11 protein-coding genes and 1 pseudogene are annotated in these 12,385 nt (G+C 61.8%); 9 read left to right on the top strand and 3 right to left on the bottom strand.

Annotation, left to right across the window (positions count from 1 at the left end; all coding sequences use genetic code 11):
• Positions 1-32: 32 nt before the first annotated feature.
• The 7 genes and pseudogenes from N5D53_RS10785 to N5D53_RS10755 all read left to right on the top strand — a co-directional run bounded on the left by N5D53_RS10785 (position 33) and on the right by N5D53_RS10755 (position 7,155).
• The gene (locus N5D53_RS10785) at positions 33-866 is read left to right on the top strand and encodes an alpha/beta fold hydrolase (protein ID WP_020193431.1); all 834 of its coding nucleotides are present in this window, start codon (positions 33-35) and stop codon (positions 864-866) included.
• Complete coding sequence (locus N5D53_RS10780) at positions 863-2,344, top strand: aldehyde dehydrogenase (RefSeq protein WP_064493006.1); 1,482 nt, start codon at positions 863-865, stop codon at positions 2,342-2,344. Before N5D53_RS10785 ends, N5D53_RS10780 begins: the two co-directional genes overlap by 4 nt.
• Positions 2,345-2,356: 12 nt before the next feature.
• Positions 2,357-2,842, top strand: a complete 486-nt coding sequence (locus N5D53_RS10775; RefSeq protein ID WP_014590641.1) for a flavin reductase family protein — start codon at positions 2,357-2,359, stop codon at positions 2,840-2,842.
• Positions 2,843-3,027: 185 nt separating this feature from the next.
• The gene (locus tag N5D53_RS10770; protein WP_003256073.1) at positions 3,028-3,417 is read left to right on the top strand and encodes a carboxymuconolactone decarboxylase family protein; all 390 of its coding nucleotides are present in this window, start codon (positions 3,028-3,030) and stop codon (positions 3,415-3,417) included.
• An 88-nt stretch (positions 3,418-3,505) separates the two neighbouring features.
• Positions 3,506-4,258 (top strand): GntR family transcriptional regulator, encoded by a 753-nt coding sequence (locus tag N5D53_RS10765; RefSeq protein ID WP_010954490.1) that lies wholly within the window; start codon positions 3,506-3,508, stop codon positions 4,256-4,258.
• 2 nt (positions 4,259-4,260) lie between these two features.
• On the top strand, positions 4,261-4,824 hold the full coding sequence (locus N5D53_RS10760) for an NUDIX hydrolase (RefSeq protein ID WP_010954491.1): 564 nt from the start codon (positions 4,261-4,263) through the stop codon (positions 4,822-4,824).
• A gap of 151 nt (positions 4,825-4,975) precedes the next feature.
• A pseudogene (locus N5D53_RS10755) lies at positions 4,976-7,155 on the top strand (ATP-binding protein).
• 19 nt (positions 7,156-7,174) lie between these two features.
• Here N5D53_RS10755 and N5D53_RS10750 read toward each other — a convergent pair.
• On the bottom strand, positions 7,175-7,807 hold the full coding sequence (locus tag N5D53_RS10750; RefSeq protein WP_003256077.1) for a LysE family translocator: 633 nt from the start codon (positions 7,805-7,807) through the stop codon (positions 7,175-7,177).
• 67 nt (positions 7,808-7,874) lie between these two features.
• Positions 7,875-8,489, bottom strand: a complete 615-nt coding sequence (locus N5D53_RS10745) for a LysE family translocator (protein ID WP_064493008.1) — start codon at positions 8,487-8,489, stop codon at positions 7,875-7,877.
• Between the two features lie 111 nt (positions 8,490-8,600).
• Between N5D53_RS10745 and N5D53_RS10740 the strand changes: the two genes are divergently transcribed.
• Both N5D53_RS10740 and N5D53_RS10735 read left to right on the top strand, forming a co-directional pair.
• On the top strand, positions 8,601-9,053 hold the full coding sequence (locus N5D53_RS10740) for an Lrp/AsnC family transcriptional regulator (RefSeq protein WP_003256079.1): 453 nt from the start codon (positions 8,601-8,603) through the stop codon (positions 9,051-9,053).
• 396 nt (positions 9,054-9,449) lie between these two features.
• On the top strand, positions 9,450-10,862 hold the full coding sequence (locus tag N5D53_RS10735; RefSeq protein ID WP_014590635.1) for a cytosine permease: 1,413 nt from the start codon (positions 9,450-9,452) through the stop codon (positions 10,860-10,862).
• Positions 10,863-11,012: 150 nt separating this feature from the next.
• On the opposite strand, the gene N5D53_RS10730 is transcribed toward N5D53_RS10735, so the two are convergent.
• Positions 11,013-12,332 (bottom strand): OprD family porin, encoded by a 1,320-nt coding sequence (locus N5D53_RS10730; RefSeq protein ID WP_198748081.1) that lies wholly within the window; start codon positions 12,330-12,332, stop codon positions 11,013-11,015.
• Positions 12,333-12,385 lie beyond the last annotated feature (53 nt).

Genomic DNA, 12,385 nt, shown 5'->3' with positions numbered 1-12,385 from the left:
CCGCCGCGCCCGACCTTCAAGGAGCGCCCTCCATGATTCAGCCTGTCGCTGAACGCACACCTGCCGGCACCAGCTATCTGGATGTCGGCCAGGGCCAACCCGTGGTACTGATCCACGGCGTGGGCCTGAACAAGGAAATGTGGGGCGGTCAGTTCGTTGGCCTGGCCAACGACTACCGCGTCATCGCCTACGACATGCTCGGCCACGGTCAAAGCCGCGTACCGGCTGCCGACACACCGCTGGAAGGCTATGCCGACCAGCTCGCCGAACTGCTTGACCACCTGCAAATTGCACAAGCCACCGTGATCGGCTTCTCCATGGGCGGCCTGGTTGCCCGTGCATTCGCCCTCAATTACCCGCAGCGCCTGGCTGCACTGGTTGTGCTCAACAGCGTGTTCAACCGCACCCCCGAGCAGAGTGCCGGGGTGATCGCCCGCGCTGCCCAAGCGGCGGAGCTGGGCCCAGACGCCAACGTCGATGCTGCCCTGGACCGCTGGTTCAGCCGTGAATACAAGGCTGCCAACCCGGCGCAGGTCGCCGCCATTCGCCAGGTGCTGGCGAGCAACGACCCGCAGGGCTACCACACCACTTATTCGCTGTTCGCCACTCAGGACATGTACCGCGCCGACGACCTGGGCAGTATCCAGGTGCCGACGCTGATCGCCACCGGCGAACTCGACTCGGGCTCCACCCCGGCCATGACCCGCCAGCTCGCCGCCTGCATTCCTGGCGCACGCAGTGTGGTCCTCGCCGAGCAACGGCATATGATGCCGGTGGAAGCACCGCGTGAAGTCAACAAGATGCTGCTGGACTTCCTCACCCAAGCCCGCACCCTCACCGAATCCGCCAAGGGGATTGTTGCATGACCCTCGTTCGTTTCCAGATGTGCATCGACGGCCAATGGCGCGATGCCCAGAGCGGCAAGACCTTCGACAGCCTTAACCCGGCCACCGCCCAGGCCTGGGCGCAACTGCCCGACGCCGATGAAGCCGATGTGGAGCTGGCCGTTCAGGCCGCCCAGCGTGCCTTCGACAGCAAGGCGTGGCGCAGCATCACCGCCACCGCCCGCGGCAAGCTGCTGCGTCGCCTGGGTGACCTGATTGCCGAGAACAAGGAGCACCTGGCCCAGCTGGAAAGCCGTGACAACGGCAAGCTGATCCGCGAAACCCGCGGCCAGGTCGGCTATCTGCCGGAGTTCTTCCACTACACTGCGGGCCTGGCCGACAAGCTCGAAGGCGGTACCCTGCCGCTGGACAAACCCGACCTGTTCGCCTACACCGTGCACGAGCCGATCGGCGTGGTTGCCGGGATCATCCCGTGGAACAGCCCGCTGTACCTCACCGCGATCAAGCTGGCCCCTGCCCTGGCTGCCGGCAACACCATCGTGCTCAAACCGTCCGAGCACGCCTCGGCGACCATCCTCGAGCTGGCCCGACTGGCCCTTGAGGCCGGCTTCCCGGCCGGCGTGGTCAACGTGGTCACCGGCTACGGCCCCAGCACCGGCGCGGCGCTGACCCGCCACCCGCTGGTGCGCAAGATCGCCTTCACCGGCGGTGCCGCCACCGCCCGCCACGTGGTGCGCAGCAGCGCCGAAAACTTCGCCAAGCTGTCGCTGGAACTGGGCGGCAAGTCGCCGAACATCATCTTCGCCGACGCCGACCTGGACAGCGCCATCAATGGCGCCGTGGCCGGCATCTATGCCGCGTCCGGTCAAAGCTGCGTGGCCGGTTCGCGCCTGCTGGTGCAGGATGAAATCTTCGACGTGTTTGTCGAGCGCCTGATTGCCCGCGCCAAGCGCATCCGCATCGGCAACCCGCAGGACGACGCCAGCGAAATGGGCCCGATGGCCACCGCACAGCAGCTGGCAGTCGTCGAAGGCCTGGTGGCTGCGGCCAAGGCCGAAGGCGCCAAACTGCATATGGGCGGAAAGCGTGCCGACGTTGAAGGTGACGGCTGGTTCTACGAGCCGACCCTGTTCGAGTGCGACAGCAACGCGATGACCATCATGCAGGAAGAAGTGTTCGGCCCGGTCGCCGCAGTGATCCGCTTCAAGACCGAAGAAGAAGCCCTGGCCATGGCCAACGACTCGCAGTTCGGCCTGGCTGCCGGCATCTGGACGCGCGACCTGGGCCGTGCCCACCGCCTGGCCCGCGACGTGCGTTCGGGGATCATCTGGGTCAACACCTACCGCGCCGTGTCGGCCATGGCACCGATAGGTGGTTTCAAGAACAGCGGCTACGGCCGTGAGAGCGGCATCGATTCGGTGCTGGCCTATACCGAGCTGAAGACCGTGTGGATCAACTTGTCCACCGCGCCGATGCCCGACCCGTTCGTGATGCGCTAGGAGGAACACGAGATGATCGAACCCGGCATCTACAAAGACGTGATGGGCTCCTTCCCGTCAGGCGTCACGGTAGTGACCACCCTGGACGCCGACGGCGGCATCGTCGGCATCACCGCCAGTGCGTTCAGCGCGCTGTCGATCGACCCGGCGCTGGTGCTGTTCTGCCCCAACTACGCCTCCGACACCTACCCGATCCTGCGCGACAGCAAGCAGTTCGCCATCCACCTGCTGTCCGCCGACCAGACTGCCGAGGCGTATGCCTTCGCAGGCAAGGGCAAGGACAAGGCCAAGGGCGTCGAATGGCACCTGAGCGAGCTGGGCAACCCTCTGCTGGCCAAGGCCACGGCGATCATCGAGTGCGAATTGTGGCGCGAGTACGACGGCGGTGACCACGCGATCATTGTCGGCGCGGTGAAGAACCTGGTGTTGCCTGAGCAGCCGATGACCCCGATGGTGTACCACAAGGGCAAGCTCGGCGCCCTGCCGCCACTTGGCTGATACATCTTGAGTCGGTGTTGGCCTCTTCGCGGGCTTGCCCGCTCCCACAGGTATCGCACAGATTCCGGAAGCTGTGGGAGCGGGCAAGCCCGCGAAGAAGCCAACACCGATGCCCCTGTTTTCAGGGGTCGCGCTAATCGTCTCACCCTCGGTTGCGGCCCCTTTTTTATGCCGGAGTACTGCACATGAGCAATGAAAAGTACGAAAAGGGCCTGAAAATCCGCACCCAGGTACTGGGCGAGGACTACGTCAACCGCTCGATCCAGAACGCAGATGAATTCACCAAACCGTTGCAGGAGCTGGTCACCGAGTATTGCTGGGGTCACGTCTGGGGCCGCGAAGGCTTGTCGCTGAAAGAGCGCAGCATGATAAACTTGGCCATGATTTCCGCGCTCAACAGGCCCCACGAGCTCAAGTTGCACATTCGCGGTGCCCTGCGCAATGGGCTGAGCCGTGAACAGATTCGCGAAATCCTGCTCCAGGTCGGCATTTATTGCGGCGTACCCGCGGCGGTGGACAGTTTCCGCCTGGCCCGTGAAGCCTTTGCCGAAGCCGATGCGGAGCCAACCCGTTAACAACGGGCTGTTCGAACCACTGCATGGAAAGCCTCGGTTCGGGGCATTCCGCGATGTTGGCGCAACAGCCTCATAAAGAGCGCACCTGATGAAACGCCAGCCACTCGACGACAGCTTCAAGGTCAACCGCAACCCCGTTACTCTGCGCGAAATCGTGCTCGACAAGCTGCGCACCGCAATCATGAACTTTCACCTGTTGCCCGGCGACCGCCTGGTCGAGCGCGACCTGTGCGACCGCCTCGGCGTCAGCCGCACTTCGGTACGTGAAGCGCTGCGTCACCTGGAGTCCGAAGGCCTGGTCGAGTTTGCCGACGCCAAAGGCCCGCGCGTGGCCATCATCACCCTGGAAGACGCACGTGACATCTATGAGCTGCGCTGTGTGCTCGAAGGCCTGATCGTGCAACTGTTCACCCTCAACGCCAAGGCCAAGGACATCCGTGCGCTGGAACGCGCGCTGGAAGTGAACCGCGAAGCACTGGAAGAAGGCGAGTTGCAACAGGTGCTGGATTCGGTACAAGGTTTCTACGATGTGCTGCTGGAAGGCTCTGGCAATCAGGTGGCGGCCCAGCAGCTGCGCCAGTTGCAAGCACGCATCAGCTACCTGCGCGCCACCTCGGTATCGCAGGAAAACCGCCGCGGCGCCAGCAACCGCGAAATGGAAAAGATCGTCGAGGCCATCAAGGGCGGCGACCCGCTGGTGGCCCACCAGGCCTCGGTCGACCACGTCCGCGCCGCCGCCAAGGTGGCCCTGGACTACCTGCGCCAGAAGCAGGATGACAACGCCAAGGTGCGCGACATTGTCGAACCCTTGGCCCTGAAGGAACCCCGCATAGGTCGCTGATCATGCCCAATGCCCCGCGCTACTGCCCGCACTGCACCAAGGAACTGGCCCGGGGCGTTCCCACAGGCGATACCCACGAACGCCTGCATTGCACCGGCTGCGGCTACATCCATTACATCAACCCCAAGATCATCGCCGGCTGCATCATCGAGCGCGATGGAAAGTACCTGCTGTGCCAGCGCGCCATCCCCCCTCGCCCCGGCACCTGGACCTTGCCTGCCGGGTTCATGGAGGCTGGCGAAACCACCGAACAGGCGGCGCTGCGCGAGGTATGGGAAGAAAGCGGGGTACGTGCGGACATCGTCTCGCCGTATTCGATCTTCAGCGTGCCAAAGATCAGCGAGGTGTACATCATCTTCCGTGCCATCGTCACCGAAGAGACCGGGCAGTATGGGCCGGAGACGCTGGCGTACAAGTTCTTCGAACCGGATGAAATCCCTTGGGATGAAATCTACTACCCGGCTATCCGGCAAATTCTCGAGCGCTACATCCTCGAGCGGCAGGCCGGGGTGTATGGCATTTACATGGGCAATGATGACACCGGCAAAGTGCACTTCATGCGCTAGCCTGTCCGGCCTCTTCGCAGGTGAATCTGCACTCCCCCGGATCGCGCAGTGGCAGAGGCTCGTGCAGTGGCACAGCCCCTCACAAAACCCTCGCCAACGGTCTATTCTCGGTGCACCCTAAGGGCCTTGAGAAAGAGGACCGGCAAAGCACATGGCTAGATGGCTAGACGGCGGCGGGCTAATGGCCGAACGCATCCGCAACCACGACTGGGCCAGCACTCCCCTGGGCCCGCTGGAACATTGGCCCGACGCCCTGAAAACCACGATGTCTCTGTGCCTGGCCTCGCGCTTTCCGCAGGCCGTGCTGTGGGGCCCGGACTTGATCACCCTGTACAACGACGCCTTCACCCCGATACTCGGTCGCAAGCCCCTGGCCTTGGGCATCCCCTTCCGCGACGTGTGGCACGAAGCCTGGGATGAAATCAGCAGCATGGCGGACCGTGCGTTGGCCGGTGAAGCGGTGTACATCGAAGACTTCCCGCTGATGATCGACCGCAACGGAGGTTTGGAGCGGGCCTATTTCACCTTCTGCTACAGCCCGATTCGCGGCCATGATGGCGAGATTCTGGGCATGCTCGACACGGTCACCGAAACCACCGCCAGCGTGGTCACCAACCAACGCCTGAACTTTCTCGATACCCTCGGGCGAGCCGTGACCGAGGCGACCGACCCGGACCAGATCATGGCCATAACCACCCGCATGCTGGTCGAGCACCTTGGCCTGTCCAGCTGCGCCTATGCGGTGATGGACCACGACGAGGACGGTTTCACCATTTGCGGCGATGCGGTGACCCCCGGTTCACCACGCCTGGTGGGCCACTATCACCTGCATGACTTCGGCCGCCTGGCTGTCAGCCGCCTGCGCAGCGGCCTGGCCCTGGTGATCAATGACAACCTGCGCGAACTGGCCGCTGACGAGGCGGCGACTTTTCAGGCCATCGGCATTACGGCCACCATCTGCATGCCACTGATCAAGGGTGGCAGACTGACCGCGCTGATGGCGATTCACGACCGCGTACCCCGGGCATGGACCGATTACGAGCAAACACTTATCAGCGAAGTGACCGAACGATGCTGGGCACACATACAACGGGCCCAGGCCCATGCCGAAGTGCGCGAAGCGATGGCGGCCCTTGAAGCGCTCAACACCACCTTGGAACATCGCGTCGAAGAACGCACCACTCAGTTGCTGCACACCGAGGCCGTGCTGCGCCAAGCCCAGAAGCTGGAAGCCATTGGCCAGCTGACCGGCGGCGTAGCCCACGACTTCAATAACCTGCTGACCATCATCCGCTCGTCGCTGCACTTCCTGCAGCGCCCCAACCTGGCCGAGGAGCGCCGCGAGCGCTACCTCAAGACCATGTCCGACACGGTCGACCGTGGTGCCAAACTGACCGGCCAGCTACTGGCCTTCGCCCGTCGCCAGGCCCTCAGCCCACAGGTGTTCGAGGCCGGGCCTCGGCTGGAGGCCATGGCCGACATGCTCGACACCGTCACTGGCGCGCGCATTCGGGTCGAGCTGCAGTTACCGCAAGCGCCCTGCCACATCCGCGCCGACCTCAGCCAGTTGGAAACCGCGGTGATCAACCTGATGCTCAATGGCCGCGATGCCATGGCTGGCGAAGGTGCCTTGCAGCTGCGTCTGCAGGCCGACCAGTGCCTGCCTTGCGCGGTCAGCCTTCGCTGCCTGGCCCGTTCGCGGCAATATCGGTGAGCGACAGCGGCGTCGGTATTGCCAGCGAGTTGTTGGAGCGCATCTTCGACCCGTTCTTCACCACCAAGGCCCCAGGTGAAGGTACCGGGCTCGGGTTGTCGCAGGTGTTCGGTTTCGCCAAGCAATCCGGGGGCGATGTACAGGTGAACAGCATCCCCGGCCAGGGCACCACCTTTACCCTGTACCTGCCGCAGGAGGACTCACCTGCGGCCTTGCCCGAAGACGCCTCGGCCGGCAGCCAGCCGCAGGTACAGGGCGAGCGGCGACGAATACTGGTGGTAGAAGACAACCCCGACCTGGGCAGCTTCACGGCTCAGTTCCTCGAGGACCACGGCTACCAAATCAGCTATGCGCGTTCGGCAGAAGAAGCGCTGGCGCAGTTGACTGGCCCGGCAGGTGATTTTGATGCGGTGTTTTCCGATGTGGTCATGCCCGGCATGGGTGGCTTGGCACTGGCCCGCGAACTTCGCCGCCAGCGCCCGCAGTTGCCGGTGATCCTTACTTCGGGCTTTAGCGATGCGATTGCCGAAGGCGGGCACCAAGGGTTCACCTTCCTGGCCAAACCCTACTCGGCAGAACAGGTGTGCCAGATGCTCGGGCAAGTACTCGGCCACTGATACTTGTCGCAATGGGCGATCAACGGCGCCCTTCTGCCAGCATGCGCACCGCCAGCCCCGCCAGCACCGTTCCCATCAACCAACGCTGAACCTGTTGCCACAGTGGCCTGCCAGCCAGGAACACGGCGATGGAGCCGGCCATGATCGCAATCAGCGCGTTGACCGTAACGCTGATGGCGATCTGCGTCGAACCCAGCACCAGCGACTGCAACAGCACGCTGCCGTGGCCCGGTTCGATGAATTGCGGCATAAGCGACAGGTACATGACGGCAATCTTGGGGTTGAGCAGGCTGGTGGCAAACCCCATGGTGAATAGCCGCCGCGGGCTGTCGGCGGGCAGTTCACGGAGCTGGAACGGCGATTGGCCACCCGGCCGCAGCGCCTGCCAGGCCAGGTACAACAGGTACAGCGCGCCACCGATGCGCAGCGCGTCGTAGGCAAAGGGTACTGCCATCACCAGCGCCGTGATGCCCATTGCCGCGCAGAACATGTAGATGACGAAGCCCAGAGCCACACCGCCAAGCGAAATCAACCCGGCTTGGCGGCCCTGGCAGATCGAGCGGGAAATCAGGTAGATCATGTTCGGCCCTGGGGTCAGGACCATGCCGAGGCAAATCAGGGCGAACGTGAGCAGTTGCGTGGTTTCGGGCATGGGGGCACTTCCTGGTTGTGCATGAGGGTGCAGCGAGTGTATCTGAAGTCATTCTGAACCGGTAAATTCAGGTCATTTGCCCGGCTATCAAGCCCAGGGCCACGGTAATCATCGCCATCCCCGACACCCGCCCGACCAGCTTTGCCGCCCCCGGCCGGGTGCTCAGCACCGCTTTGGCGCCATAGCCGACCAGCGTGTAGATCACCAGCGAACTGCACAGATGGACCAGCCCCAGCAACAAGATCTGCAACGGTACGGGCCAGCTCGACTGCGGGTCGGTGAACTGCGGCAGCAGGGCCAGGAACAGCAGGAATACCTTGGGGTTCAGGCCGCTGACGCAAAAACCCTTCAACGCCCAGCGCGAGCCCGACTCCCCCGCGCCGCCCTGCCCGGCCGCCGGCAAGGACGGGCTGAGCAACAGGTTACCGCCCAGCCACAGCAAATAGGTGCACCCCGCCAGGGTCAGCAAGGTCAGCGCCAACGGGTGACCAGCCAGCAGGCTGCCAACCCCGGCCGCCACCACCAGCGTGGCCAGGAAATGCCCCGACAACATCCCCGCCACCGCTGGCATCACCCAGCGACCGCGCATGCCTGCAGAGATGGCATAGGCCCAATCTGCACCCGGGGTAATCACGAACAGCATCGACACAGCCCAGAACGCCGTCAGCACACTGATAGCCACTTGAATCTTCCTTATCTACTGCATTGGGATGTCGAAAGATTACGGATTTCGCTCGGGGATATTCTTTCGTATATTTCCCCTTGGCATTCATGAATTGGAAGATTCTTCCCAATGGATAGAACTGATCGAAAAATCCTTGCCGAGCTGCAAAAAGACGGGCGCCTGTCGGTAACCGAACTGGCCGACCGCGTGGGGCTTAGCCTGTCACCCTGTCATCGGCGCTTGAAGGCACTGGAAGAGTCCGGAGCCATTCTGGGCTATCACGCACGGCTGGCACCGAGCGCCCTTGGGCTGAACTTTGCCGCGCTGGTATTCGTGACGCTACGCGAGGTAACCCGCCAGCCGGTGGCGGACTTTGAAACGGCACTGGCGCAGATCCCGCAGATTGTCGAAGCGCAGCGGCTGTTCGGCGACCCGGATTACCTGCTGCATGTGGTAGCCAAGGACCTGCCGGCGTTTCAGAAGCTGTATGACGAGCACCTGACCAGTATTCCCAATGTGAAACGCTTGAGCTCGACCTTGGTGATGAAGGAAGTGATTCAGGATCGGTTGCTACCCATGTAGCTGTTTCCTCTTGTGCCGGCCCCCTCGCGGGTAAACCCGCTCCTGCAAAGGTGACGTAGCCCGTTGTAGGAGCGGGTTTACCCGCGAAGAGGCCGGCCCAGGCAACCTTTCATCTGCCCTGAAAACGCGCACATCGCACCAACCCAGCCCACCGTGATCCGGTTGCCACCCCCGCCGTCCCTCTACCCCAAGGCCTTCAGCCAGCTGGCACTCTCCTTGCTACCGTCACCCGCTTAAGCTTTTGTCAGCCTTAGTTTTTTTAACGCTTATGGGCACATATTTACTAATTTCTCGTTATCCCCGCGCCCCTCATCATCGCTCCAACAAGAACGCGTCGCCCACCGCCGGCACGCCCCCGGGCAGTTCCCAATGCCCTACCTTGCCTTGGAGTCAGTCATGACCAGTGCAGCCAATTCGGCACCCCTGATAGAAAAACACACGATCGGCTACGTGCCCCCGCAAGACCGCCATGGAAAGGTAAGGGATCTGTTCACACTCTGGTTCGGCGGCAACATCGCGCCGTTGCCCATCGTCACCGGCGCGCTGGGTGTGCAGCTGTTCCACCTGAACCTGGTATGGGGCATCGTCGCCATCCTTGTCGGCCACCTGGTCGGCGGGGTGCTGATGGCCCTTCACTCAGCCCAGGGCCCGCAAATGGGCATTCCGCAGATGATCCAGAGCCGCGCCCAGTTCGGCACCCTCGGCGCGCTGCTGGTGGTGGTGATCGCCGGCGTCATGTACATCGGCTTCTTCGCATCCAACATCGTCCTTGCCGGCAAGTCCCTGCATGGCGTGGTCGACGCCGTTCCGGTACCGGTGGGCATCGTCATCGGGGCGCTGGGTTCAGGCATCATCGGCATTATCGGCTACCGCTTCATCCACGTGCTCAATCGCATTGGCACCTGGGTACTGGGTATCGGTATCGTGGTCGGCTTCGGCTACATCTTCACCCATGTACAAAGCGACGATTTCCTCACCCGTGGCAGCTTCAACCTGGCCGGCTGGCTGGCCACCGTGTCGCTGGCGGCGTTGTGGCAAATCGCCTTTGCGCCCTATGTGTCGGACTACTCGCGCTACCTGCCGGCAGATGTCAAAGTCAGCTCGACCTTCTGGACCACTTACCTGGGTTCGGCCCTGGGCTCAAGCCTGTCGTTCATCTTCGGCGCCGTGGCCGTGCTGGCGATCCCAGCCGGCATGGACACCATGGACGCGGTCAAGCTGGCCACCGGTACGCTCGGCCCGATCATGCTGGTGCTGTTCCTGCTCAGCGTGATCAGCCATAACGCTCTCAACCTGTATGGCGCGGTGCTGTCGATCATCACCCTGGTGCAAACGTTCGCCTACCGCTGGATCCCCACCGCCAAAAGCCGGGCAGTGCTGTCGCTGATCGTGCTGTCGGCCTGCTGCGTGGTAGCGGTGTTCGCTTCGGCAGACTTCATCGGCCACTTCGTTGACATGGTGCTGGTACTGCTGGTGGTGCTGGTGCCGTGGACGGCGATCAACCTGATCGACTTCTACGCCATTCACAAAGGTGACTACGACATCCAGTCGATCTTCCAGGTCGATGGTGGGATCTATGGGCGCTACAACCCGCAGGCACTGATCGCCTACGCTGTGGGTATCGTGGTGCAGATACCGTTCATGAACACCCCGCTGTACGTCGGGCCGATTTCCGAGCACATCAACGGGGCTGACCTGTCCTGGCTGGTAGGGTTGGCGATCACCTCGCCGCTGTACTGGTGGCTGGCGAGCCGTGACAGTGCCTACCGTCGTCGGCAGACCAGCGCCAAGCTGGCAGCAGTGGCTTAATCGGTACTGGCCTTTCGCAGCAAAAGATGAAACGGCTGGGTGCAGGCGTCCGAACGCCTGGTGCAATTCAGGCGGAAAACAGCGAACCCTTCGATTGGGAATGAATGGCACAAAAGGGGCCGGCGCCAGAAGGCCGGCCCGTTTCGCTATTTAGAAGTTGAAGGTGTAGCGCATGATCAGGCGATTTTCATTAGCGCTGTCAGCGTAGGTCGAGCGGTTCGTGGAGTTACGCCACTGGAACGAAACACCCTTCGCCGGACCACTCTGAATGACATAAGAGATATCAGTGACCCGCTCCCATTCTTTGCCATCCTCCCCGTTGAGGCGGAGTGAAGCAGCTTGGCGGCTGGTCAGCAGATCAGGATTGACATCATCACCTTTCATGTACCGAGTGGTGAACAGCAAGCCCGGTACACCCAACGCGGCGAAATCAAAGTCGTACCTTGCGAACCACACTCGCTCCTCAGGGGCAGTGAATGTACTGACCAGCGATTCGCCGAACAGATAGGTATCCGTGCCGTTCACGAACGCAAACGAGGTGTCGCCCCAGGCCTTCTGGTAACCGCCACCGATGGTGTGTCCCTTGATGCTGTAGGCGAAGTAGCTGCTCAGCGTTCTGTTATCCACCTCACCCAGTTTTTTGGAGCCCGTCTCGCTGGCATCGAACACGCGAACATCCGCGATCACATTGCCTTCCCACAACGGCTTGATGACTTTAATGCCGGCGAAGTAGGATTTATAGAGATCTTCAAGTTCGGCGGCGTGCAAACTGAAGGTCATGTCCTTCGCAGGCTTGAAGTCAAATGCCAGGTAGTTGTAGTGGTCCGCCTCAACCGGGGCATAGCCAGTGGCTGTGAGTGATTCGAAATCGGTGGAATTACGCTGCTTCACTGCGTTGACTCTTGTAGCCGTTACCGTCAATTTATCGATATCGTTGACGGTCAGCGAACCACCGCGAAAGACCTGAGGCAGCAAGCGGCTGTTATTACTCCAGAGTAGAGGCATCAGAGGGTTTACCCCCCCTATCCTCAACTCCGTCTTACCCATCCTCGCTTTGGCGGTGGCCACGAACTTACCGTATTCATCCTCAACCTGCCTGTTGGAATCGTAGGCCAGCAGCCCTGATCCCGTTCTGTCCGGGCTGGAATCAAGCTTCACCCCCAGCAAGCCCATCGCATCAATACCGAAGCCCACTGGCCCTTCTGTAAAACCGGATTGCAGGTTCAAGATAAAACCTTGCGCCCACTCATCGCGCTTGGACTGAGTGGCGCCATCATTGCGAAAATCCCGATTATAGTAAAAGTTCCGGAGCTCAAGGCTGCCTTTGAAGTCTTCCACGAACGCGGCAGAAGCATAAGGCGCGACTAGCAGTGTTGCTGAACAAGCCAACGTTTTTTTAAAAGCAATAGACATCACAGGCACCTTGTTCTTGTTGTGTGCTTGAGCATGGTCCGCCGCTAAGCGCCCCATGCAATGCCAGTTCTACAAATGGGTTAAGGCCCGCTTTAGCGGAATGATCGAAA

Origin of the sequence: Pseudomonas sp. GD03862, assembly GCF_029840855.1 — a bacterium.
In the GTDB taxonomy this organism is placed as follows: Bacteria; Pseudomonadota; Gammaproteobacteria; order Pseudomonadales; family Pseudomonadaceae; genus Aquipseudomonas; species Aquipseudomonas alloputida.
Note: the sequence above shows the minus strand (reverse complement) of the source record. Positions and strands in the feature narration are given on the sequence as shown.